This is a genomic window from Blautia intestinihominis (assembly GCF_040096655.1).
Taxonomy (GTDB): domain Bacteria; phylum Bacillota; class Clostridia; order Lachnospirales; family Lachnospiraceae; genus Blautia_A; species Blautia_A intestinihominis.
In genome coordinates this window covers 1-25179 of record NZ_JBBMEI010000010.1, presented here as the reverse complement: position 1 = coordinate 25179, position 25179 = coordinate 1, and the positions used below count along the sequence as shown (strand labels likewise).

Genomic DNA, 25179 nt, shown 5'->3' with positions numbered 1-25179 from the left:
CCTGGTACGACGATTTTTAATGCATTTTTTCTATAATTCAGAGGCAAAAATGTTATAAAATTAACGTTTTATTTTGCTAAATCTTTACTTGTACATTAAAAATTATGTGTTAGAATAAAGGTGTGTTTTTTAGGTAAAGAAAAGTAGGAGGAAATTTATGCGCAAAACAAAAATTATCTGTACCCTTGGTCCGTCTACTGATAAAGACGGTGTTCTGGAAGAACTTGTTAAAGAAGGTCTGAACGTAGCACGTTTCAACTTCTCTCATGGTTTACACGATGAACAGAAAGGCCGTATTGATAAATTAAAAGAAATTCGTACACGTCTTGGTAAACCGGTAGCTGCGCTTCTCGATACAAAAGGTCCTGAAATTCGTATCCGCGAATTTGAAAATGAAAAGGTTACTCTGAAGGAAGGTCAGGAATTCACCTTAACCACAGAAGAGATCATGGGAAATGAGAAGATCGTTTCCGTTACCTATAAAGAATTATATAAGGATGTCAAACCTGGCAACAGCATTCTGATCGATGACGGTCTGATCGGACTTGAAGTTAAGAAGATCAAAGGTCAGGACATTGTCTGTAAAGTAGTAAACGGTGGTGTTCTCGGCAATAAGAAAGGTGTCAACCTTCCTGGTGTAGAAGTAAACATGCCATTCATCAGCCCTAAGGATCACGACGATATCCTGTTTGGTATCAAAGAAGGCTATGATTTCATTGCCGCTTCTTTCACCAGAACAGCAGCCGATGTCAAAGAAATCCGTGATATCCTTGAGAAAAACGGTGGACAGGACATCAAGATCATCGCCAAGATCGAGAACCAGCAGGGTGTTGACAACATCGACAGCATCATTGAGGTAGCTGACGGTATCATGATCGCCCGTGGTGACATGGGTGTTGAGATCCCGCTTGAGGATGTTCCGGTTATCCAGAAGGATATCATTGCCAAAGTATACACTGCTGGAAAACAGGTTATCACAGCTACTCAGATGCTGGATTCCATGATCAAAAACCCGCGTCCGACACGTGCAGAGACCACAGACGTTGCCAACGCGATCTATCAGGGAACAAGTGCGATCATGCTTTCCGGTGAAACTGCTGCAGGTAAATATCCTGTAGAAGCACTCAAGACTATGGTCAAAATCGCAGTTCGTACAGAAGCTGACATTGACTTTAATCAGCAGTTCAGTTTCCGCACCAAGGAGCACGCTACAAACGTAACCACAGCAATCTCTCATGCTACCTGCATGACAGCGATCGACCTGAATGCCAAGGCCATCATTGCAGTTACCCGTTCCGGCAATACTGCACGTATGGTTTCCAAATATCGTCCAGGATGCCCAATCATTGCATGCACTCCGGATGAACGCATCTGGCGTCAGCTGAATCTGGTTTGGGGTGTTACTCCACTCCTGACCAAAGAAGAATACAGCATGGAGATCCTTCTCCTTCACGCTACAGAGGCAGCCGAAGAAAACGGCTACGTCAAAGAAGGCGATGTTGTTGTTCTTACTGTCGGTGTTCCGCTTGGACGTTCCGGTAATACCAATCTGCTCAAAGCAACCGTTGTTGGCGAATACTAAGAATTGTATACAAAAAAAGCCAAGGTCATTATCCTCGAAAATGAGGATAATGACCTGTTTTTTTACTTATTCTGTGATTAATTTAACAATATTATTTCTCATATACAGTGATCACGACAGGTGTCTGGGATTCATCGTCATACTGCTGGATCCAGTAGTATTTCTCATCTTTCTTTGCCGTATCCTGGGATGTTTTTTCTTTCTTTAATTCTTTCAGTGCAGCCAGTTCTATGTGCGGATTCTTCCCGTCTATTCTATGAAAAACAACTTCATTCATATCTATATCCGTGAAGTTTTTGTTCTTATCTCTGACTGTAAACTTCTGGATCTCCTGACTGATCTCGCAGCTTCCACCAGTGGAAGTGGTCATTGTGATCTTCTTTTTGGCTTCTGTGATCCTGATGATATTGACCAGTTTCTGATTTTCTGTGAGCGTCATTATCATTCCGTCATCTGTCTGTTTCAGACGGATTCCAAGTTCGGATACCGGTTCCTTCGCAGTCAAAGTGATCCAGTTTACGCCCGGAACTTTGCTGTTGATGATCGCAATGGAATGCAGAGTTTTACTCTCACTGCTGAACGAAAATCCATGTTTTATCTCCTCAACAGAAGTAGAAATTGCAAGGTCTGTGATGTTTCCATCGGAGTCTTTTTTGACATCCACAATGCCTTCTGAAACTGCTCTTCCTTCCACTTCTTCCGTGTCAGAAGGGTCTGTCGGATTCGTGATTTTGCGTGTGCTGACTGCCGTTTCCGGGTCATATTCTGCTACTACTTCTGAAGATGTCGCGTATGCAAAACTTGCATATTCTTCGTCGATATCTTCGTCTGGAAGTTCCTTTGTATCGCTGCCACCGATACCATCATTTTTCGTTTCATCTTTGAAATTTTCTTCAGATTTACTTTCATTCTTTGTATCAGAATCCACAGTGTTTTCCTTCTCCGGATCTTTCTCTTCGCCATCTTTATTTTCGTCTGTATCTTCCGGATCAGATGCTGCTTTCGCCGGAATAACTTCCTTCATCTGATAATCGCAACCATTCCTCTTGCACGCATAGAGGATAAAACCATCCTTATCGTCGGTGGCTTCCTGACGTGAGATTTCTTTCAGATCATGTTCCTTTGTTTTTGGTATGGACGCTGTTTCTGATATTCCACACTCCTCACAGCTCCGTGTCTGCTGACCCTCAGTTACACAGTCTGCCGGGATCGTTACTGTCCATTCCGTCCATGAATGCTTCCCTGTCTCACAGCCATCCGCCACAGAAGATCTCGCTTCTGACTCCTCAGGATTTCCAGTGATACCTGGTTCTACTTCTGTTGACTTCGGTTCTGCATAAACGCTTCCGCTGACTGCCATTGTCATCGCAACTGTCAATGCAAGTGCTGCTGCTTTTCTTTTCATGTACTGCCCCTCCTCTGTCTGAAATACGTTCCATATGATGATTTTATCTTATCATCAAATCCTTTTTTAGTTTTTCCCTGCCAGGTCTTTGATCACTTCTCCTGCGATGATCAGTCCGACTACGGACGGAACAAAGGCTGTGGAACCTGGAATATCACGACGCTCTGTGCATTTATGTGCTGCGCCCGGAGGGCAGATGCAGTGTGTACGGCAGCTGATAGACATGTCCTCAATCGGGCGGATTGGCTTCTCCTGAGAGTATACCACTTTGAGCTTCTTAATTCCACGTTTTTTGAGTTCACGACGCATAACTTTTGCCAGAGGGCAGACGGATGTTTTGTAGATGTCTGCTACCTGAAAAGCAGTCGGGTCGAGTTTATTTCCGGCTCCCATACTGCTGATGATCGGAACGCCGGCTTCTTTAGCTTCCATGACGAGCTGGATCTTTGCAGTTACGGTATCTACTGCATCTACAACATAATCATATTGGGAAAAGTCAAACTCATCCTTGGTTTCTGGAAGGTAGAAGCATTTGTGGACATTAACTTCTGCCTTTGGGTTGATGTCGAGGATGCGGTCTTTCATAACATCGACTTTGTATTTGCCGACAGTGCTTCTGGTGGCGATGATCTGACGGTTCAAGTTGGTGAGGCAGACTTTGTCATCATCGATCAGATCAAGTTTACCAACTCCACTTCGCACAAGTGCCTCTACGGTATAACCGCCGACTCCACCGATTCCAAAAACGGCAACTCTGGAGTCCGCCAGTTTCTCCATGGCTTCTTTACCAAATAACAGTTCTGTTCTGGAAAACTGATTTAACATTTATATCTCCTTTTCTTTTTCATCCAGTGTTTCATTCATACTTCCGGTACGGTAGCCCAGAAGATCGAGAGTTACATAGTCAAAACCATACTCTTTGAGCTGGTTTGCAATTTTTGTTCTGTTGCCTTCCTCGACAATTTTGGTGATCTCGTCTGGAAGGACTTCGATTCTGGCGATGTTTCCGTGGATGCGGACGCGCACCTGATGGAATCCCATGTCCAGAAGAAGCTGCTCTGCCTTGTCTACCATGCCGAGTTTTTTCTCACTGATGGTCTCACCGTAGACAAAACGTGAGGAAAGACAGGCAAAGGACTGTTTGTCCCAGGTCGGAAGTCCCATTTCTTTGGAAAGTTCGCGGATTTCTTCTTTATAAAGTTCTGCCTGACGAAGCGGGCTGCTGACGCCAAGTTCCTTGACCGCGATCAGACCTGGACGGTAGTCGCCATTGTCGTCCATATTGGAACCCTCAGCAACTGCATTCATGCCATTTTCACGGGCAATCTCCCAGATTTTCTCAAAGAGTTCATGCTTGCAGAGATAGCAGCGGTTCTTCGGATTCTGGCGGAAACCGTCGATATCCAGCTCCTCAGATTTACAGACGATATGACGCACGCCGTTTTTCTCACAGAACTCTTTCGCTTCCTTCAGTTCTCTCTCCGGGAAAGAACAGGAACTTGCGGTAACTGCGATCACATTCTCTCCTCCAAGAGCTTCCAGCGCTGCTTTCAGCAGGAAAGTAGAATCCACACCGCTTGAAAAAGCAACTGCAACACTTCCCATTGCTTTCAGATTCTGCTGTAATACTTTATATTTATCATGGATATTCATTGCTAAACGCTCCTTTTAACCTAGTATACTAGTGTGTATTATAGCATACTGCATTCCGCACTACAACATAAAAACAGGCAGGAATTTTGCGCTGTTATGCGAATTTCCTGCCTGTATTTTTGTTTCATTTATCACTCAAAATCAAATCTTCTGACTTCGCAGTTTTTCACTCCGAATGTCGCGTATTCTTCGTTTGTCATCTCGTAGAAATAGGACTGGATCACCCTGGAAATCCCGTTGTGTGCCACGAGGATATAGGTTTTGTGATCGGATTCTTCTTTGATCTCGTCGAGGAGATTGTAGATCCTCTGTGCCAGATGCAGCATGGATTCTCCACCGTCGTATCTGGTAATGAACTGCTGCTTTGCTTTCTGGAATTCCTCTCCGTTGCGGGCAGTGGATTCGTATTTTCCGAAATTCTGCTCGATCAGTCTCGGCTCTACACGCGCCGGGATTCCGGTGATCTCAGAAATATGTTTTGCTGTATCTGCTGCACGCATCAACGGAGAATAAAGGATCTCATCTGCCTGGATCCCCTGTCGCAGAATCTCATGCCCTGTCTCGATCGCCTGCTGATGTCCCTTCTCTGTCAGCGCGATATCTGTCGCTCCGCAGATCTTATTCTCTACATTCCAGACTGTCTGTCCATGTCTCACAAAATAAAAATGTCCCATTGTATTTCAACTCCTGCTCTTTCGTTTTTCTTTATCTTACCATCTTTATCCTGTAAATGGGTATCTCTATTTTGTTATAATGTTATAGGAAATTTCTATCGCCCTGCCATCCATCCCATTCACAATGACTCTGATGATTTTACGCCATCGTCATAAGTACCGTTCCGACAGTGATCAGTACAACTCCCACCGCAGATTTGCGCGTCAGTTTTTCGTGGAAAACGATCCAGGAAAAAGCAATCGTCACGAGAATACTGAGTTTATCGATCGGCACGACAACACTTGCAGGTCCTTCCTGCAGAGCACGATAATAACAGAGCCAGGAAGCTCCTGTCGCGATACCTGAAAGTCCGATAAAAAGAAGCTCTTTTTTCTCAATCTCTTTTACTTCCTTCTGCTTACCCTGGACAAAAACCATCAGCCATGCCATCAGAAGCACAACTGTTGTACGGATCGCGGTTCCCAGGTTTGAGTCAATCCCTGAAATTCCAACCTTTCCAAGAATCGCTGTCAGGCTCGCAAAGACTGCTGAAAGCACTGCATAAATAAACCAACTGCTGTCTTTTTTCTTTGTATCTTCTATAACTTTCTTTCTGGAGATCATCATATAAGTACCGATCGCGATCAGACAGACACAGCCAAGCTTCGCCCATGTCAGTCCCTCATGGAGAAAGATCAACGCCAGGAAGATCGTCAGTATCGTACTAGATTTATCGATTGGCACAACCTTGTTGACATCGCCTTTCTGGAGCGCATGAAAATAGCACAGCCACGATGCTCCCGTCGCCAGTCCGGACAAAACGAGAAACAGCAGCGTCTCTCTGCTGATATTGTGGATTCCAGAAAAAGTCCCCGTGACCAGCACCATCAGCCATGAGAACAGAAGAACTACGATCGTTCTCACTGCTGTCGCCACATCTGAATCTGTTTTCTGAATTCCACACTTTGCGAGAATCGCTGTGATTCCCGCAAAAAAAGAAGATCCTACTGCGAATAAGATCCACATAAACAATCCCCCCTCTTTATTCATTTTATCTGCAAAAAGAGCAGGTCTCTGCCCGCTCTCTGCTAATCAATCCTTATTAATCCTCATCAAAGTTTACTGCGTAAACTCCCTCTGGAAGTCTCATTGTAAGGATTCCAAGATTAAATTCATGATCCATAACTGTGATATGATACTCAAAGATCACATCATCCTCAAACTTGGAAAGTAACACATAAGTACCATTTTCCTTGCCGTCGATCTGGTCACAGATGTCCTCGTAGACTGCTTCTCCGGAAATCTCTCTCGGATAGCCTGATGACTTGATCTTCTCCTCGATTGCCTGATATAATTCTTCCATTTGTGCATCTCCCTTCAGTAGCGGATTCCGAATCGCCGCTCATTCTCATCCAGAGAAATCCTCCGTCTTCGGATATCATCAATCTCTATATAACGGTCATTGTAAAGTGCCTGAATGATCTTGTCAATATCTTCCTCAAGCCCCTGCAATTCTGTCGAAACAGAACCGTCATATTCGTTCCTCGCCCATCCGGTCACGGTGTACATCTGTGCCAGGTATCCTAATTTATACCGGAATCCAACACCCTGGACTCGTCCATAAAAACTGATCGCTTCTCTGATTTTCTGCATGGTTTTTCCTCTATATTTATTCTATCTGTTTCTCAGTTTTTCCATAATTTTGTATCCTATATATCCTGACAAAATTCCGAGAAGGATTCCTCCCAGTACATCTGTAGGATAATGTACATATAAATAAAGTCTTGAGACTGCGATCAGGCAGGCAAGTACCAGTGCCGGTTTCCAGGCTTTATTTTTTGCAAAATACAATGCGCTCACTGTTGTAAACGATGCTGATGTGTGACCCGACGGGAAAGAAAAATCATGCAGCTTCGGAACCAGAAGCTGAACCGTCGTATTTACATCATACGGTCTTGTCCTCGCAAACAGATTTTTGAGTATCACATTGCACAGTATCGTCTGTACAACCAGTGCCGCCAGCATTACGCCGCCGGTCCGCCTTGTTTTCGGTATTACCAGAAAGATCGCCGTCAAAATGATCCAGATAATTCCGGCATCTCCAAGTCTGGTGATCCCGACCATGATCTTATCCAGCACCGGTGTATGCAGTGTCTGGATAAAATCCAGGATTTTTAATTCAATGCTCATAATCCTCACTCCATTGTTTATAAATGTATCTGCATGTGCCGATTGTCTTATGTATTTTAATCTTCTGCTCTTCTGTAGGATTGATCTCTGTTTTGAATCGCTTCAGCAATCTCCTCATCCTTTTCCTATTTATCCCATGAACAAGACCTAAGCTCCTACCGCAGTTTTCTCAGTTCGCCTTCGATCAGAAACACTTCGTCGCCCTCGTTGATGTCCAGCTCATACAGTCTGGCATCTTTTTCGTGGATGATTTTTTCTTCTCCTGTGAGATTGCTTTTGAGAAGTACTTTGTCTTTGATCTCAAATCCATCCGGCCACCCTTCACAGCCGAAATCCGGTTCTTCAATATGTAAAACCTGAAATGTTTCCAGCATAGTAATTTCCCCTTTTAGATAAAAAACTTATTCTTTTTCTCCCTCATTTGCATCTTCCATTGTGATGCATTCCTGTGCCTGTTCTTCTATGTAATGGAGGCTCAGGACTGCCTGCGGCCAGTTGACATTTACAACTGGTGTCTTTTTTCTTTCTTCTCCCGCTTTGCGGATCAGGTCGAGAAGTTCCTTCAGTACTTCTCTGGTAAGATAGCCGCCACGCCAGTGGAAGGTGAGTGTTTTGCCTTTCTTTGCAGCCTGCAGGGAGCGCTTGTAGACATCTTCCTGCTTCGTAAAGGAAAGTTTCTTTTCTTTGTAGTAAAAATGTTCGTGATCTGTGCAGTGTGGTGCCGGTGCGATCAGAGGCTCATGATCCCGGAAAATACTCTTATCGTCAAGATTAAAGTAATCGTAGCGGATATCCTGCACCTGGTCGCTCTTTCCAAGGGTGTTGTCAAAAGTCGCATCCAGATGATAATATACGCCGCCGACTTTGACGATATTCCAGGTGTGGCGGTATTTGATCCCCTTATCCGGATTGTTTCCGCAGATTGCGATGACGCACCAGACACCAAGCTCATCGAGAAGAACTTTGACCGCCTTGGCGATTCCCTCACAGACACCCACTCCCTGTCCGAGTGGTCCTATGATCTCGTGAGAATATGGTTTCTTGAGTTTATCGTAGCGGATGTTTTCGCAGATAAAATCGTGGACATATTTTTCCTTTTCCCATTCGGACAGGTTTTTGGCAGGCCGCACGAGCTTGTCTACCCGTGCGGTCATTGCCTTCTGGTGTTCTTTGATCTTACTTTTTTCGAAGAGATACTCCGGGATAAAGATGATATTCGGTGAGTCTTTGTAATAGCGGTACTTGTATCCGGTTGCCCAGAAAATCTCCGGATGATCCAGCCTCAGCTGAAAAAATACATCATATAGAGCATCTGCATCCAGTGCCGGAATCTGAAATTCATCCGCCAGTCCGCGGATTCCCTGCAGCATGGCATGATACGCCGCCTGCTTCTGTTTATCCATGTGGTTGTAGTAATACTGTTCCATCTTACTCGTATCTCCCGGATCTATTTCATAGAGTACTGCATCATCTCATAATGAAGGATACATCCCTCATAAATCTCCATCGGCAGAAGCGCCCTCGCCACCAGCTTAAGTTCCTCCTCTGGTCTGTCAATCCTCTGCAGATGTGCATAGTCTCCATCGATCTGTTTTACTTCATAATCACATTCTAACATTGTTTTTCTCCTTGTTGTAAAGTGGATATTTTTAATTTACCTTATTTCCATTCTCGTCATAGTTCCAGTCATCAAACCAGTCTGTCTCTTCCGAATCTCTGTTGTCAAAATCGTTGAACCAATCCGTTTCTTCTGTATTTTCCTCCAATGCAGCTTCTGTTGGGGAGATTTCAACTGTCGGAACAGGGGCTTCTGTTGGAGTTTCTATCGGAGCTTCCGTTGGTGCTGCACTTATTGTCGGAATGGCAGTTGCCGATACTTCCTGATTCTCTTTCGATTCGATTTTCTGTGAATTTCCCATTCTCATATAGCCAAATGCAGCCATTGCAATTCCCGCAATACACAGAATGCCGATTATCGCTGGCATTTTGGAGGATTTCTTTGGAGTTTTCGGCGTTTTATTCTCCGGTTCCACCGGCTGTACTATCACCCGTTCCGGTTTCACTGCTTCTGTTTTCTCTGCTTCTGTTTTCTCCAAATCATCTTCCAATCCGGAGAAAAAATGAATGTCTTCTTCTGCTCTTTCTTTTTCTGAAACTTTTGCTGTTTCCTGGTCTTTCTGGTTCTGGTCATAGCTTTGTAAAAGCTTTTCTAGTTCTTCATACATTTCCTGCGGACTCTGGTATCGATCTCTCGGATTAACTGCACATGCCTTCCGCAGAATATCGCCAAGTACATGGCCTCCCATTGCCGGGTCTGGAAGTATCTCTCCTTTTAGACGTCTCTGCTTTGCCTTTGTTACATCACTGTATGACACAACTTCCCGATCCTGTGGCACAAACGGCAGCTTTCCCTTATTTGCAAGCTGGTATAAAACAATCCCCAGAGAGTAAAGATCTACCGTAGCATCATACACTTTTCCGTAAAAAACTTCCGGAGCCATATAGCTTTCAGTTCCTGCCCGCGTAGACCCTGACATCGTATGTTCCAACTGTTTGGAAATTCCAAAATCGCCTAATTTATACTCCCCAAACTCTGAAATAAAAATATTGGCTGGTTTGATATCTCTGTGTATAACACCTTTTTTCCTGCATGCCTGCAGCCCATCGCACAGATCAAGTCCCAGTTTCAGGATTTCTTTCATTGTAAGGTTTCTTTCGCTTCGAAGCTGCACCAGACTTTTAAGAAGTTCCATCCTTATAAAAAGAGTCCACCCATCAGGTTCTTCCTGAATTTCAGAATCCTCAATCGCCACAATATGTGATGCACTTTTCAAAGATTCCATAATATTAATCTCTGAAGTAATATTCGCCTGCGTTTCCTGTAAATACGATGCCAGTGAAATCCTTTCGGATTCCAGTTCTCGCCTTTTCTGCTCATCAAGCGATACGTGAATTACTTTCAATGCCGCTCTGGCAGCATATTGGGTATTCTCTTTCCGGATTTCATAGACATCTCCATACGTTCCTTTTCCGATAAGCTTAACTACTTCCCAGTTTTTCCATGGTAACGCTTTTTCCTGTCCCATATTTTTCTTTCCCTTTTTAATTTTTTATATTCTTAATTTCTTTCTGAATTCACGCAACATGTCCTTTTTCTGAAAAATAAACAAACCTGCCAGCGTCAGAAAGCTGATCCCTGCACTTAATACAGACGGCCAGGTGTAAGTAATGAGGCCGACTGCGGTCAGGATTGCAGGAATACATCCTATACCTGCGGATTGTATCAGATAGTACAGGTATTCTTCTCTTTCCAGATGGTTGATCTTTGCGATCACAGGGATCGAACCCAGGACTGCCAGTGCTCCGAATGGAAATACGAAGTCGATCGACCAGCCATGCCATCCCGTAAAATGATCCCACAAAACACATAAAACCGTTATGATCAGAAGCTGCCACATTTCATTCTTGAGGATGTTTCTTCGCTTCAGATAAGCCACATGAACCACCAGCCAGGCACAGAAACAGCCTGCTGACGCGAACCAGAACCAGTTCAGTGTTCCGAGCATCAGATAGTTGAACATGCCGCAGATCACAGCAACTGCCAGGCACAAAAATGTGAAAGTCTGCATCACTTTTCTGTCCTCTTTTTTTTGTTTTTCACCGCATCCCGGGAATTCATTTTTTTCTTCTTTGCAGGAAATCCCCTCTTCTTTCAGCATGCGGACAAAGTTTTTCTGGATCCTGTCATCCGGTATTTTAGAGGTAAAATCTACCACAAACTGATCTTCATAAGAACAGGAGCAGACCTGCAGGGAATTCGTGCTTGCAAAGATACCGAACCTGTCAATATACGTCTTATATTCCGGAGGGAATTTGAGAATTCCGATATTGGAATATACTGCTGTAATACTTCTTCCTCCCAGATTTGCACCTGCAATGAGGAAATATCGTTTGATCTCCAGTGGGACTGCACGTATGAACGGATTCTTTTCCAGACGGACATAACCGTTCATATCCATTGCGATCCTGTCTTTCTGAAGTTTTTCTTTAAACTGGTCTTTTACGGATTGCAGAAGCTGTTCGAAAGTTGTACTTTCCTCAAATTTATAGCCTACTTCGATCCAGCCAAAGAAATTTCCCATTGACTGTGATGGAAAATAATTACGCAGATTGACCGGGATCATCAGTGTGATCGGGCGCTTCTGCTGGTTCTTCGGGATATCCTCATGAATCGCGCGAAGCAGAAGTGCAGTCAGAAATATCGTGATCGACACACTATAAGAACGGGCTTTTGCCAGAATCTCTTTCACCGAAAAAATGACTTCCGTGATCTGCATATCGGAGTGAATCAGTTTCTCTCCTTTCAGCTGCACTGCCGGTGGTTTTTTCTCTTTGTTTTTTGGGATTTTTGACGAATAATACTGTGAAAAACTGTCCTCTTCCTGCTCGCCGGGAGTCGCCTCATCTGCCAGTTCGATCCATGGAAGTTTATCTTCAGGATGTGCCAGGATCAAGTAATCCTGAACCAGTTCTGTAACGAAATTCATCGCTCCTGTTCCGTCTGTCAGTGCATGATAAACCTCGAAATTGATCCGGTTTCTGTGGTAGCTCACGCGAAACAGAAGCGACTTCTGATCCGGTATATAGAGCTGGCTGCACGGTGGTTTTTTCTCCGGTTTTACGACTGCCCGGATGTCTCTTCGCTCCAGATAAAACCAGAACAAACCCTTGCGGAGCACCGCCTGGAACAGTGGATATTTCTCCATTGTCTGGTCCAGTGCTTTCTGCAGAATATCCGGATCTACCTCTTCTTTCAGCTGGCAGTAAAACCGGAAAACCCTGCTGTCATTCTTCCCCGTCACCAGCGGAAAAGCCAGTGCCGCGTTATCTAATTTTCTCCATTTTGAATATCCTGTTTCCACGTTTTATCCGCTTCTTTCTCCAAAAACTTATTCATGATCTCAAAGCTTTCCTGCACATGAAGGAACCGGATCCCCAGTGCAAAATAGCCGTGAAGTGCTTCCGGGATCCTGTGCACTTCCACATAATTTCCCGCTTCTTCCAGGCGTTTACCGTATGCTTCTCCTTCGTCCCGCAGGGGATCAAACTCTGCGGTAAGGATCAACGTATCCGGCATATGGGAGAGGTCTTTTTCGAGGATCGGTGCGAAATATGGGTTCTGTCTGTCATCTGGACTGCTCTCATATAATTTGAGATAATCTTCCATTTTGACTGCTGTGAGGAGATAGCCTTCGCCATTTTCCTGCACGGATCTATAGGGGGATTCTTCTGTATAACAGTTGTTCAATGCTGGATAGATCAGGATCTGTTTCCGTGGCATGAACTCTCCTCGTTCTCTTGCAAGAAGGCAGACCGCCGCCGCAAGATTTCCTCCTGCGCTGTCTCCAATGATCGTGATTCTGTCCGGATCAGCCGGAAGGATCAGTCTGCCTGTATAAAGTGCTTTCGCCGCCGCATAACAGTCCTCCAGCGGAACCGGGAAATGATATTCCGGTGCAAGACGATACTCCACAGACATCACGATATGCCCTGTAGACTGCGCCATCCTGCTGCATACGCGGTCATAATTCTCCACACTTTCCGTCACCCAGCCGCCGCCATGAAAAAAGAGCAGAACCGGATATTTTTCTCCATCCACAGGCTCTCCGCTCATAGCTTCCTCACTCGGAAAATACAGCCGCACAGGTACTTCATAAGCTCCATTATACACTTTTGTATCCAGTTTCTTCACAAATATACGCATCGCATCCAGCTTCTTAATATCTGCCAGCCGCCGTGACGCCTCCACCTCTATATTTCCATAAGATAGTGCATGTAAGATTGTTTGCATTGTCTTTGAAATCAAATGTTTACTCCTTGTCTGTGTGAATTAATATCTTACTCAACATTATATTATCTATTTTACTCTTTCGCAATTTGATTTTTGTTTTCTGTTTTGGAGTCAAAAAAAACTGCCAGCGGTGTTTTTCACACCACTGGCAGGTTGGCATTTCCATGTCCGGACTACGAATATCTTACGATTCTGCCGTTCCTCATATTAAAAATAATTTTATGAACCTTCCGGGATGAATAATTCCTTGAGTTCATATCGTACAAAATAGTAACATAGTTTCCGGAAGCAGTTACTTTGTATGGCCAGTAATTTCCGGTTCTGAATGTGTTTGTTTTCCAAATAATCTTTCCTTTAGTCGATATTTTGTAAACATACTTGTCATAGTAGCCGGTTACATAAAGATTATCGTACCTGTCAAAACCGAAAATATGCCCTGCCGGGCTGATTTTGGATGTGCTCCATAAACGTCTGCCGTCTTTTTTCCGAAATGCAATTACTTTGGAACTCTCAAAAACATAAACTTTGTCTGCGCGAACAAGGCAGGTTATCTGCTTAAGTTCTGTAGCAGGATAACTCTTTGTTGTATATTTCCAGACTAATCTGCTCCTGCTGTCCAGCCCCCGTACAGTCATAAACTTCTTACCGCTTTTGTAATAAGTTTTCATTCTGACTGTAGTTGCTGTCCGATTTGCAGCCTGAGCCTGAACAGGCATCATCGCCATTAATATCAAAAACAATATGACCGGTAACAGGATTTTTCTGGTCTTCTTTTTCATAGATATCTTCCTTTCCGGGATTATCCCAAACATTCTCAAAGTTACCTGGCGAGTCCGCCACTCCATTTCGTCAATGCTTTTTTGTTATTTCCATTTAAATCGCATCTGCATTTCCTGCTTTCCCAGGAATATTTCGATTCTGTGTAGTAAATGTATTTGCCCTTTACGCTTACCTGCGTGACATTTTCTCTGGTAATCAGTTTTCTGCCGCTGCCATTGCGGTTCATGATTGCAAGACTTCCTCCATGTGGAAATTCTGTCGCTGAAACAAGGAGTTTTCCATTACTCAGACGGCGAATATCACTCACGCCATAATTGGTATAAGCAACTCTTCTGGTCCTCACATTCATAATGCTTAAATTATAATATGCACCACCATACTGTGTGCAAAGACCAAAATAAAGATAAGTTCCATCACAGGCAACCGGTGCCAGAGATCTCGCAGGTCCTGATTTATAAAGCAGTGTTCTGGACTTTCTGGAACTGATCGAATACTGTTTGATTCGAATATTTTTGTAATTTCCTCCAAATGAACCATAAGAATAAAAGTTTCCACTTGTATAGTAAATAACCTTTCCATTTGTAACAAAGCTTCCACCCGAGCAGTCTCTGACAAGTGCCTGTGTTTTTCCATTTCTTCTCATATAAATCGTGTATCTGTTATATCTGTCATTATATTTCATGGAATACACCGTATTTCCAATTTTCTGAGACTTATAAAAACTTACCCTCTTATAAGAACTCAATCCTGACGCTGCCTGCACCTCCGTTGGTGTCTGTACTGTTGTCAATGTCATACACATCACAATCGCCAGGACAACACCCAACATTCTTTTAAAAATTTTGGTTCCCCTTTCCATTTTTTTCCTCCTTCATTTTTTATATATTTTCAGCCAACATCGCTGTTGCCTTCTTTATATATTGAAAATAATATGTCTGATCTGTTAATTTATAGTTTTAATATACCATACACCTGTCCTATACGCAAGAAAGGACAAGATTCTTTTGAATCTCGTCCTCTCTCAATTTAATCATGTCTTTCGTCTTTATTATCGTAGCATTCGCAGAATCTCGCTGCAAAGGCAGGCGGTTCGTTGTTTGCGTAAAGGTGGGAAATGTCGCCGAAGGAATTCATTCTGAAACTTGCGATTCCTTTGCGTCTTTCTTCTGTTGTTACGGTCGTTACGGAACTTGGCGCAGCGGCGGCTCCGTGCCAGAGGACCATTGGGGATACGCTCATCAGATGGCTCAGAAGCACACATTCCAGGCCGAAATGGCAGAAAAAAACGATGGTATCGTTGTTTGCTTTTTCGACTCTGTAGTAGTGTCCTTCTCTGACATAACCATGTTCTGCGAGAAGCTTATCAAATTCTCCTGTGACATAGTCGTAATGTTTTTTGTATCTGCTGCCTGGAGGCGTTCATTTTCAAACCAGTGATCATACTGATAAAAACGCTCGTCCATGCTCCAGTCCTGTGGAAGCCAATCCCAGAGAATGATCTTGCGGTCCGTTACATCCGGACGGTCGATCAGAACATCAAACTCTCTGAGCCAGTCACATTCTGTCGCTGTTCGGTTCATTTTTTGCAGAGTAAGAGAGGCCGTATCCTTTGCTCTTCCGAGAGGTGATACATAAAAATCTCTGATGTCAAGTTTTGAAAGTTTCTCAGAAAGATATTCTGCCTCTTTCCAGCCTTTTTCTGTCAGAGAATCTATAGTATAATCCGGATCCCCATGACGCACGATCAGTAATTTCATACTTTAAAGTCTGTCCTTTCTTACTTTCTGCCACAGCATTTTTTATATTTTTTTCCACTTCCACATGGACATGGATCATTTGGATAAATTTTCTTCGTCGCTGCATTTGACGGAATAAATGACGGAGTTGATGCTATACTTCCCATCGGCACCATAGACGGCATAACCCTGGATGATGCTTCCGGTCTGGACATACGTGCGATCTCATTTGGTGTATATCCACGGAAATCCAGCATTCTGGTATTGTTGTTTACATTCATCATAATGGCAGCAAACTCTTCTGTCTGTTTTTCTGAATTAAACACAATATTTCTGCTGTTAAATTCCTCCATGATATCAGAAAGCATTCCATCCATGGAAAACTCTTTAAATACAATATACATCAGTTCCACGATCTGAACTGTATTCTGATGAAGTTCCTCTCTCAGGAAATTTTCCAGTTTTTTATATGCCGGATCTTCAGATGGATATCCATGCTTGGCATAATCCAGAACTTCCTCCGGAGATGGCATGTAAAACTCTCTGTCTCCCTGATACTCCTCAATTCTTTCATAAAGATTATCCTGAAGAACTGTTTTAAAGATCATTTTGTCGCCACGTACAATACACATATTATCGTTTTCCGGAACCTGTTTCAGAATCTCAAGAAATTCATCATAGCTCACTTTGTATTCCGGTCTTCTGCGATACATACGATATACAATCTTTAACGGTGCGATTGCATAAATAAATCCCAGCATAGTCTGGCAGGAACGCATCCAACTTACCTGTCTGCATAATTTATTAAATTCCGGCGTATTAATTTCTTTATATAAGGAAATAACATCTTTCGGAACTTCTGCATGATGATCACTGTAAGAAACCACGTATCCGGCATCACTAAGCCATCCCAGTTTGAGCCAGTCTTCTTCAGTCGCAAGGAAGCACTTCTTATCTAAAATTGTCTCAAAAGCATCTGCTTCCCATTCATCTGCCTGAAGAAAAATCTCTCTCATTCCTTCCGGACTCAGGACATATTTGGCAAGTTCGTCTGCAAGAATTTCTTTAGAATCACCACTGCATGTGATATTGAATTCCTTTGCTTTTTCTTCAAGATCTTCTTTTTTATAAGAAAGAAGATACTCTTTTACATCCGGATTTCTGCTTCCTTCTTCTTCCAGTTCAAGCTCTGCCATTTTTTCTTCAATAAATGGGTTCAGATAACAATCTGCAAATTCCTTCATAATTGTATTTGCAGATTGTTTATTATGAAGTTCCGGACTTACCGGGTTAGTACTGGTCATAAGAATTTTATTGTTTTCTGTATCTGCTTTGATCTCTTCAAAGTTACGATGATCAGATTCTCCATCCTGCAGTCTGAAGGTATCTTCAAGATAAGTATTTCTTTCTAATGCATCTGTCCATATGCTTTCATCTTCTCTGCTTACCTCTTTTATGATCACCGGAAAACATACTTCTCTGTCACCATCATCTAATATTGCTTTCTTGACTTTGTTTTCAATATCTACACGATATTCTGGCAATTTTTCTTCTGCATGAATCCTGAAAGTAAACCATTTCTCTGTATCCATCAGATCATTTACAAACGTATCTGCCGCACTTCGGAAATCATACTGCCAGTTTGTAACGGTTTTGCCGCCTTCTGCCCATTCCCGAACATGTACTTTTTTCTGAAAAAATTCAAATTCATGCAAAGATGAAGTTTCATATTCCAGAATTTCTTCAAGAACGACTGCCATCTGTGAGAATGTGATATTTGACGGAACAAGACATCTTCTCCAGATGGGGGGTTTTGTTCCTTTTCTGGTTATTTTTAACTGATAAAATTCCATATGTTCATCCTTTACATTAAACTTATATTAGATTTCTTACACCAGTTTACAACTTTTTTCATAAAAAATATCGTACAGGACTTTCTGATGTATAATGAGTTTGCTTACAACATTACAAAGGAAAGTGACCCTGTACGACAAAAACATTATACAACGAAAAAACTCTGATTGGTAGACTTCATCGATATTTTTTGATTTATTTTGAAACTTTTTCTGCTCCAACAGCAGATACCCTGTTTTTACTCATACTGTCAATACTTGCATTAGAATCTGCTCATTCCGTACGCTTCCTGTATCAGCATTTTTTATCTGGAATAACGGAAAAATCTCTGAATGCTTTTTACTATGCATGTTCCTATGCAAAAATTGATTATTCCAGATTTATGAATACCACTGCAAAGACCGCATTGAAGGTCATCCCAGACTCATTAAAAACACAGCCTGTATTTCTTTGTGTTGATGATACGATGGTACCCAAGTCTGGTACGAAATTTGAAAACGTTTCAAAACTGTTTGACCATGCCGCACATAACGGTTCGAACTATCTGAATGGACACTGCTTTGTAAGCATCATGCTCTGCATGCCTGTATGGAACCAGGATAAGATCTCTTATCTTTCCGTTCCACTTGGATACCGTATGTGGCAGAAAAAAGAATCCAAGCTGGAACTTGCTGCCTCTATGATCCGTAAAGTCATACCTGAATTTCAAAACAGGGAACATGTCATTATTCTCTGTGACAGCTGGTATACGAAGCAAAATCTGGTCTGTATTGTCAACGAATATCCGAACCTGGATCTTATTGGTAATGCAAGGATTGATTCTGCCATGTATGACCTTGCTCCTGCACGTACAGGCCACAGGGAACGTCCGGCTAAACATGGAAAACAGCTTTCCGTTGAGACTGACTTTACCTTTTCCGATGAAAAAATCGGTGATTACTATACCGGTGTCCGCCGTGTCCTTACCAGGATCTTTGGCAGTCAGGAAGTTTTGGCTTATGTCACAGCCACAGAAAAAGAGCATGGCACAAAACGCCTGTTTTTCAGTACGATCTTTCCAGAAGAACTCCAGATTTTCTGCGCATGGCAGGAAAAAGCACCATTGAATCAGACCGGCAGTGACTGGATGAAATATATCCCGCTGTTTTTATACTCATTTCGCTGGAATATCGAGACAAGCTACTATGAGCAGAAAACATTCTGGTCTTTTTGCAGCTATATGGTGCGGAGCTGCAAAGGGATTGAAATGCTGGTCAATCTGATCAATATCAGTTACTGTGCTATGAAACTTCTGCCGTATCAGGATAAAACTTTTTCTGAATACCGCACAAAGAGTGTACAGGAATTTCGTTTTGAATTAAGTCAGGGTATTCGCAGCCAGATATTTTTGGCCACTTTCGTCAAAAACATCGAAACACACATAAAAACAAATGCTGTGAAAAAGGCTTTAAATCAGTTGATTCATCAACAAATCTACCATTTATAAAGTTGTAAACTGGTGTTTGTTTTAAGTTTGATTTAAAATAAAAAGCCAAACCATCTCGCTCCTTCTGTAAAAAATACAAGTTTTTCATTTTACAGTTTTCTGTTATACTGTATTTATAATTTTACCCTTAACTTCGTTTTACAGTTTATTTTTTTGAAAGAGGTGTTCCTTATGGTTCTTGCTCTTATTGACGATTCTAAGACAGATTGTGACAACCTTCATGACATTCTTGTCGAGTATGCTGCGCATCACTCAAATGATCTGATTCTGCATTGCTTTTCCAGCGGAGAAGAATTTTTGAAAAATTACCGCCCGTGCCAGTATGCTGCAGTATTTCTGGATATTTATATGAATGGAATCACCGGCATCGAAACCGCAGAGGTTATTCGCAAAACCGACGCAAATCTGCTGTTGATTTTTATCACATCCAGTCCTGAGCATATGGCAGATGCTTTTCGCATTCATGCCTATGAGTATGTTACCAAACCCTTTGAAAAAAGCCGCATTTTTCGCCTGATGGATGATTTAATGAAGCGCACTACCAGGGAAGAACGGCTGCTTTCTTTTATATCAAACAGAGAATCTCATACCATTCCATTTTCTGATATTATTTTCGTTCGTTCTTCTGATCACTGTTCGGAAATCGTGACTCAACAAGGCCACAGTTATATTACACGCATGAATTTTCGCGATATATCGGAACTGTTGACAGATGATTTCCGTTTTCTTCTTATCATTCGCGGAATACTGGTGAATATGGATTATATCATCCGATTTGCAGACCATTCCTGTTACATGGAGGGAATGCATCAGCTCCCTGTAAATGTAAAAAAATACAAACATATTGAAGAACTCTGGAAAAATTATATTTTTCAGAAAATACGCTCCGAGCAGACTTTATAAGGAGGGCACTATGACTGTATCCGGCTATTTAGCAGAATTAACTTCTTATCTTCCATTTCTTCCTGCTGCTGTTTTATGTTATTGCCCTATGAAGCATCAGCTGAAATTAAAAAAAACTCAGATATTTCTCTGCATTTTTATTTTTTTCATAACGCTCATTCCGATTGCCGCTTATCTGAAATGCAGATTTTCTCTCAGTGACAATTTTTTTACTTTCCCGATGCTGATTTTATTTTTTTTATTCTTTCAATTCTCTGTATGCGCAAATTTCAGCCAGTCTCTGGCCGTTTTTGTTTTTGTATGTGCCCTTTTAAGCTTTTCCTCTAATTTTACCAATGGTTACGATGCTGCTCGCTATCCAGATTCTGCTGTGTTTATCTCCCGCGTGGACACCAGTTTATTTCATTTTGGCGTCAGTCTGCTTATGCTCTTATTGCTTACATTGCCTCTTATGCAATATGGCAGCTTTCTGATTGATTCTCTTTCTTCGCCAAAAGTCTGGTATATGACTGTTTTAATCTCGGGTACTTTTCTAGGAGTGAATATCCTGGTCATACCACAGAGGCATGAAACGCTATATCTAAACCGTATGTTTTTTATCTTCTGGTGCGTTCTGGGTATCCTGCTTTCCCTGATGCTGATGATCTATGTACTTTTTTATTTTGTTGCAGTTGCTTTACTGGATTCAGCCAAAGTCTCGGAAAGAAACCATTTTCTTGAAATGCAGGAAGCCCAATATCTGAAACAGACTAAATATATGGAAGAAACCGCACGTGTACGCCACGATTTTCGTCATACTCTTCATACTCTGAAAATGCTGGCAGATGAAAAAGAGTATGACTCTCTGAATCAGTATCTGAAAAAATATATAAATGCTCTTCCAGTCAGCCATGTTATTACTTATTGCCAGAATAACTCTGTAAATGCCCTGTTAAACTATCTGATACCCATTGCCAGAGAATCTGCTGTTGATATCCGTATATACATAAACATTCCTGAGCATCTTCCGGTTACCGATATTGACCTTTGCAGTATCCTTGGAAATGTCCTCGAAAATGCGATAGATGGATGCAAAACTGTTTCATCTGAAAAAAGATCTGTTCAGTTGTCCGTCACCACCCGGCATGATTCCTATCTTTATATTGTTTCTACCAACACTTTTGATGGTATTGTAAAAAAAGAAAAAAACCAATACCAGACCACTCGAAAAAATGGTCATGGTATTGGTCTGTCATCGATTCAGCTCACTGTAGAAAAGTACAATGGAACGGTACAGTTTTCTAATGATGATTCCAGATTTTATGTGGATATTATGATACCCATCTGATTTTCTTTATACTGGCGCAGAGACCGATTTTCTTTTATGATTCACTTTCTGCGTCAGTTTCTGTCTCGCTGAATGATTTTAAAATATTTGCAGCGACAGTCTGTGAGTCCTCATCTTCCAAAGGTCCTATAAGAATCGTATACATATTTCCGCTTTCACCAACAAATGCAATTCCGCTCACTTTATTTTCTTCATCATCAAATCCAACTACCGGGATATTATTTATTTCTACATCTGCAAGCCCTGTGAATCCCTGTGTTTCCAAATTCTTTTTTACTGCGTCCAGTTCGGCTTTGGCTCCCATGTCTTCTGATGTATTACAGGTAATTGCCAAGGATATTTTTTTGTCCGGGCTGTCCAGCTTGTATACAATATTTTCAGTCTCTTCATCGCTCGCTTCAGTCCATTCAGTCGGAAGATACAAATCAAATCCATAGTCAAAGGACATCCATTCTCCTTCATAAAGTTCCGGATCGATATCTTCATAACTCCATACTATAGTATCACTTCCACTCTGCGTTTCTGTTTCTGCAAATACCGGCATTGTACCTCCAAATATCATCATTCCAGCCATCAGAAAAGCCATTGTTTTTTTTCTCATCATTGTTTGCATCTCCCTTCGTTTTATTTATCTCTATTTTACTTTTTTTTACAGTTTTTTCAATAAAACTGACGGGAGTGGAAACGGAAGCGACGTAAGTGGCCTCTTTCAGATCACAACATTATTTACTCATGACGTTCATCTTTATTATCATAGCATTCACAGAATCTCGCTGCAAAAGCAGGTGGCTCGTTGTTTGCATAAAGATGTGAAATATCTCCGAAAGAATTCATTCTGAAACTTGCGATTCCTTCTCGTCTTTCTTCGGTTGTTACTGTAGTCACGGAACTTGGGGCGGCACAGGCTCCATGCCAGAGAACCATTGGCGATACACTCATCAGATGGCTCAGAAGAACACACTCCAGTCCAAAATGACAGAAGAAAACAAGTGTATCATTATTTGCCTTTTCTACCCGGTAATAATGTCCCTCTCTGACATACCCATGTTCTGCAAGGAGCTTATCAAACTCTCCTGTGACATAGTCATAATAACCCCTGGCATCTGCTTCCTGCATTCGTTCATTTTCAAACCAGTGATCATACTGGTAAAAACGTTCATCCATCGTCCAGTCCTGCGGAAGCCAGTCCCAGATAATAATTTTTCGATCTGTTACATCCGGACGATTAATCAGAACATCAAACTCTCTGAGCCAGTCACATTCTGTTGCTGTGCGGTTCATTTTTTTGAGAGTAAGAGATGCGGTGTCTTTGGCTCTGCCGAGCGGTGACACATAAAAATCTTTGATATCAAGTTTTGAAAGTTTCTCAGAAAGAAATTCAACTTCTTTCCAGCCTTTTTCTGTCAGGGAATCTATGGTGTAATCCGGATCACCGTGACGCACGATCAATAACTTCATATTTTAAAGCCTGTCCTTTCTTACTTTCTGCCACAGCATTTCTTGTATTTCTTACCGCTTCCGCATGGGCATGGATCGTTTGGATAGATTTTCTTTGTTGCCATATTTGACGGAACAAAAGTCTTATTTGCTATGCTTCCCATCGGAACGATTGACGGAATCGTTCTTTCCGATGCGGACATACGTGCGATCTCATTCGGTGTATATCCACGGAAATCCAGCATTCTTGTGTTATTATTTACATTTGTCATGATAGAAGCAAAAGTTTCCATCTGTTTATCTGATTCAAACACAACATTTCTGTTCTTAAACTCTTCTGTGATATCAGAAAGCATTCCATCCATAGAAAACTCTTTGAACACAATGTACATCAGCTCTGTGATCTGAGCTGTATTCTGATGAAGTTCTTCTCTCAGGAAGTTTTCAAGTTTTTTATATGCCGGATCCTGGGATGGGTAGCCGTGTTTTGCATAGTCCAGCACTTCTTCCGGTGACGGCATATAGAATTCTCTATCTCCCTGATACTCTTCGATCCGTTCATAAAGGTTTTCGCGAAGTACTGTTTTGAGGATCATTTTGTCATCGCGGACGATGCACATATTGTCGTTTTCCGGAACCTGTTTCAAGATTTCAAGGAATTCGTCATAGCTTACCTTGTAATCTGGTCTTCTGCGATACATGCGGTATACGATCTTTAATGGCGCGATCGCATAAATAAATCCGAGCATAGTCTGGCAGGAACGCATCCAGCTTACCTGTCTGCATAATTTGCGGAATTCCGGAGTGTTGATCTCTTTATATAAGGAAATAACTGCTTTCGGAACTTCGGCATGATGGTCGCTGTAGGAAACCACATATCCTGCATCGCTGAGCCAGCCAAGTTTGATCCAGTCTGTTTCTTCTGCAAGAAAACATTTCTTGTCCAGGACTGCCTCAAATGCATCTGCTTCCCATTCATCTGCCTGAAGAAAAATCTCTCGCATTCCTTCCGGACTCAGAACATATTTCGCAATCTCCTCTGCAAGTTCTTCTTTGGTGCTGCCACTGCAGGTGATGTTGAATTCTTTGGCTTTTTCTTCGAGATCTTCTTTTTTGTAGGAAAGAAGGTATTCTTTGACATCTGGATTTCTGGTTCCTTCTTCTTCCAGCTCAAGCTCTGCCATTTTTTGTTCAATAAATGGATTCAGATAGTTATCCGTAAATTCTCTCATGATTGAATCAGTGGATTGTTTATTATGAAGTTCCCGACTTACTGGCTTTGTGCTGGTTATGAGGATTTTATTGCTTTCTGTATCTGCCTTAATTTCTTCGAAGCTGCGATAATCAGATTCTCCGTCCTGCAGTTTGAAAGTCTCTTCAAGATAAGCATTTCTTTCTAATGCATCTGTCCATATTTCTTCATCTTCTCTGCTTACTTCTTTCATGATTACAGGAAAGCATACTTCTTTGTCTCCCTCATCTAATACCGCTTTCTTAACTCTGTTTTCAATATCTACACGATATTCTGGCAGTTTTTCTTCTGCATGGATTCTGAAAGTAAACCATTTTTCTGTATTCATCAGATCATTTACGAAAGTATCTGCTGCATTTTGAAAATCATACTGCCAGGTTGCGCTTTCCCCGTCTTCTGTCCATTCCCGGATGCGTACTTTTTTCTGGAAAAATTCAAATTCATATAAAGATGAAGTTTCATATTCCAGAATCTCTTCAAGTACAACTGCCATCTGTGCAAATGTGATATCTGCAGGAACAAGGCAGCGTCTCCAAATAGGTGGTTTTGTTCCTTTTCTGGTTATTTTTACCTTATAAAATTCCATATGTTCATCCTTTACGTATAAATTTATTATTAGTTTTTATCTCAGTATACACTGAAACAGTTCAAAGATACAGTCCGCCATTCTATATTTAAGAAATAAAAAAACCAATGATACAACAGATTTCTCATCTGCTCTAGCATTGGCTTTTTTCTATCGTATCTTCAAAACCACATACATGTTGACATTTCTGAATCAATAACCAAGCTTCCGTTCGAAATCGGTCACCTCATGACTTCGTCATTCGGTGTCATTTGCTCGCAAATGTTCAATCCAGTCTGTAAACAGCCCTCCGTGAGTAAACTCACTCCGTTCTGTTTCCATTCTGTCTTGACCGCTTTCTCACTAGTTGGTCAAGCCCTCACCCTATTAGTAGCAGTCAGCTCCATGCGTTACCGCACTTCCACCCCTGCCCTATCAACCTCGTCGTCTTCAAGGGGGTTTACTCCTTTCGGATGGGATATCTCATCTTGAGGGGGGCTTCAC

25 protein-coding genes, 1 rRNA gene and 1 pseudogene are annotated in these 25179 nt (G+C 42.0%); 4 read left to right on the top strand and 23 right to left on the bottom strand.

Annotation, left to right across the window (positions count from 1 at the left end):
- Positions 1-157 precede the first annotated feature (157 nt).
- Positions 158-1582, top strand: coding sequence for a pyruvate kinase (gene pyk, locus WMO75_RS04845; RefSeq protein ID WP_118699122.1), 1425 nt, complete (start codon positions 158-160; stop codon positions 1580-1582).
- 91 nt (positions 1583-1673) lie between these two features.
- On the opposite strand, the gene WMO75_RS04840 is transcribed toward pyk, so the two are convergent.
- From WMO75_RS04840 to WMO75_RS04750, 19 genes and pseudogenes are all read right to left on the bottom strand, one after another.
- Complete coding sequence (locus WMO75_RS04840; protein WP_303223302.1) at positions 1674-2987, bottom strand: hypothetical protein; 1314 nt, start codon at positions 2985-2987, stop codon at positions 1674-1676.
- Positions 2988-3053: 66 nt separating this feature from the next.
- The gene (locus tag WMO75_RS04835) at positions 3054-3812 is read right to left on the bottom strand and encodes a tRNA threonylcarbamoyladenosine dehydratase (RefSeq protein ID WP_022215517.1); all 759 of its coding nucleotides are present in this window, start codon (positions 3810-3812) and stop codon (positions 3054-3056) included.
- On the bottom strand, positions 3813-4640 hold the full coding sequence (gene larE / locus WMO75_RS04830; protein WP_118252352.1) for an ATP-dependent sacrificial sulfur transferase LarE: 828 nt from the start codon (positions 4638-4640) through the stop codon (positions 3813-3815).
- A gap of 131 nt (positions 4641-4771) precedes the next feature.
- Positions 4772-5314 (bottom strand): histidine phosphatase family protein, encoded by a 543-nt coding sequence (locus WMO75_RS04825; RefSeq protein WP_118252353.1) that lies wholly within the window; start codon positions 5312-5314, stop codon positions 4772-4774.
- A gap of 139 nt (positions 5315-5453) precedes the next feature.
- The gene (locus WMO75_RS04820; protein WP_303223303.1) at positions 5454-6320 is read right to left on the bottom strand and encodes an EamA family transporter; all 867 of its coding nucleotides are present in this window, start codon (positions 6318-6320) and stop codon (positions 5454-5456) included.
- Positions 6321-6396: 76 nt separating this feature from the next.
- Positions 6397-6657: a hypothetical protein gene (locus WMO75_RS04815; RefSeq protein ID WP_022215521.1), complete on the bottom strand. Its 261-nt coding sequence runs from the start codon at positions 6655-6657 to the stop codon at positions 6397-6399.
- A 14-nt stretch (positions 6658-6671) separates the two neighbouring features.
- On the bottom strand, positions 6672-6947 hold the full coding sequence (locus WMO75_RS04810) for an acylphosphatase (RefSeq protein WP_303223304.1): 276 nt from the start codon (positions 6945-6947) through the stop codon (positions 6672-6674).
- Positions 6948-6968: 21 nt separating this feature from the next.
- On the bottom strand, positions 6969-7484 hold the full coding sequence (locus WMO75_RS04805; protein ID WP_303223306.1) for a phosphatase PAP2 family protein: 516 nt from the start codon (positions 7482-7484) through the stop codon (positions 6969-6971).
- Positions 7474-7602, bottom strand: a complete 129-nt coding sequence (locus tag WMO75_RS04800; protein WP_334290852.1) for a helix-turn-helix domain-containing protein — start codon at positions 7600-7602, stop codon at positions 7474-7476. Before WMO75_RS04800 ends, WMO75_RS04805 begins: the two co-directional genes overlap by 11 nt.
- Positions 7603-7639: 37 nt before the next feature.
- On the bottom strand, positions 7640-7858 hold the full coding sequence (locus WMO75_RS04795; protein WP_022215524.1) for a hypothetical protein: 219 nt from the start codon (positions 7856-7858) through the stop codon (positions 7640-7642).
- Positions 7859-7885: 27 nt separating this feature from the next.
- Positions 7886-8911 carry a transglutaminase domain-containing protein gene (locus WMO75_RS04790; protein ID WP_118699126.1) on the bottom strand — a complete coding sequence of 342 codons (1026 nt, stop codon included), beginning with the start codon at positions 8909-8911 and terminating at the stop codon, positions 7886-7888.
- Between the two features lie 20 nt (positions 8912-8931).
- Positions 8932-9102, bottom strand: coding sequence for a hypothetical protein (locus WMO75_RS04785; protein ID WP_015540605.1), 171 nt, complete (start codon positions 9100-9102; stop codon positions 8932-8934).
- A 31-nt stretch (positions 9103-9133) separates the two neighbouring features.
- Entirely contained in the window at positions 9134-10570 is a 1437-nt protein-coding gene (locus WMO75_RS04780; protein WP_302700013.1) for a serine/threonine protein kinase, read from the bottom strand.
- 24 nt (positions 10571-10594) lie between these two features.
- On the bottom strand, positions 10595-12406 hold the full coding sequence (locus WMO75_RS04775; RefSeq protein ID WP_022215527.1) for a DUF6320 domain-containing protein: 1812 nt from the start codon (positions 12404-12406) through the stop codon (positions 10595-10597).
- On the bottom strand, positions 12373-13335 hold the full coding sequence (locus WMO75_RS04770; protein WP_118252369.1) for an alpha/beta hydrolase: 963 nt from the start codon (positions 13333-13335) through the stop codon (positions 12373-12375). Before WMO75_RS04770 ends, WMO75_RS04775 begins: the two co-directional genes overlap by 34 nt.
- Positions 13336-13508: 173 nt before the next feature.
- Positions 13509-14114, bottom strand: coding sequence for an outer membrane protein assembly factor BamB family protein (locus tag WMO75_RS04765; protein ID WP_118252359.1), 606 nt, complete (start codon positions 14112-14114; stop codon positions 13509-13511).
- Between the two features lie 41 nt (positions 14115-14155).
- Positions 14156-14974, bottom strand: a complete 819-nt coding sequence (locus tag WMO75_RS04760; protein WP_022213281.1) for a TolB-like translocation protein — start codon at positions 14972-14974, stop codon at positions 14156-14158.
- A gap of 167 nt (positions 14975-15141) precedes the next feature.
- A pseudogene (locus WMO75_RS04755) lies at positions 15142-15872 on the bottom strand (histidine phosphatase family protein).
- A gap of 20 nt (positions 15873-15892) precedes the next feature.
- Positions 15893-17704 (bottom strand): IS1096 element passenger TnpR family protein, encoded by a 1812-nt coding sequence (locus WMO75_RS04750; RefSeq protein ID WP_349077705.1) that lies wholly within the window; start codon positions 17702-17704, stop codon positions 15893-15895.
- 191 nt (positions 17705-17895) lie between these two features.
- On the opposite strand from WMO75_RS04750, the gene WMO75_RS04745 reads away from it, so the two are divergent.
- The 3 genes from WMO75_RS04745 to WMO75_RS04735 all read left to right on the top strand — a co-directional run bounded on the left by WMO75_RS04745 (position 17896) and on the right by WMO75_RS04735 (position 21421).
- Entirely contained in the window at positions 17896-19191 is a 1296-nt protein-coding gene (locus WMO75_RS04745) for an IS701 family transposase (RefSeq protein ID WP_435377830.1), read from the top strand.
- A gap of 171 nt (positions 19192-19362) precedes the next feature.
- Positions 19363-20094: a LytR/AlgR family response regulator transcription factor gene (locus WMO75_RS04740; protein ID WP_173907448.1), complete on the top strand. Its 732-nt coding sequence runs from the start codon at positions 19363-19365 to the stop codon at positions 20092-20094.
- Between the two features lie 505 nt (positions 20095-20599).
- Positions 20600-21421 carry a sensor histidine kinase gene (locus WMO75_RS04735; protein WP_173907449.1) on the top strand — a complete coding sequence of 274 codons (822 nt, stop codon included), beginning with the start codon at positions 20600-20602 and terminating at the stop codon, positions 21419-21421.
- 34 nt (positions 21422-21455) lie between these two features.
- Here WMO75_RS04735 and WMO75_RS04730 read toward each other — a convergent pair whose 3' ends face one another.
- The 4 genes from WMO75_RS04730 to WMO75_RS04715 all read right to left on the bottom strand — a co-directional run.
- Positions 21456-22025 (bottom strand): hypothetical protein, encoded by a 570-nt coding sequence (locus WMO75_RS04730; RefSeq protein ID WP_173907450.1) that lies wholly within the window; start codon positions 22023-22025, stop codon positions 21456-21458.
- 122 nt (positions 22026-22147) lie between these two features.
- Positions 22148-22879, bottom strand: coding sequence for a histidine phosphatase family protein (locus WMO75_RS04725; protein WP_303223309.1), 732 nt, complete (start codon positions 22877-22879; stop codon positions 22148-22150).
- 20 nt (positions 22880-22899) lie between these two features.
- Positions 22900-24696, bottom strand: a complete 1797-nt coding sequence (locus WMO75_RS04720) for an IS1096 element passenger TnpR family protein (RefSeq protein WP_118699129.1) — start codon at positions 24694-24696, stop codon at positions 22900-22902.
- A gap of 346 nt (positions 24697-25042) precedes the next feature.
- Positions 25043-25179: ribosomal RNA gene (locus tag WMO75_RS04715) — 23S ribosomal RNA — on the bottom strand; the annotation flags it as partial.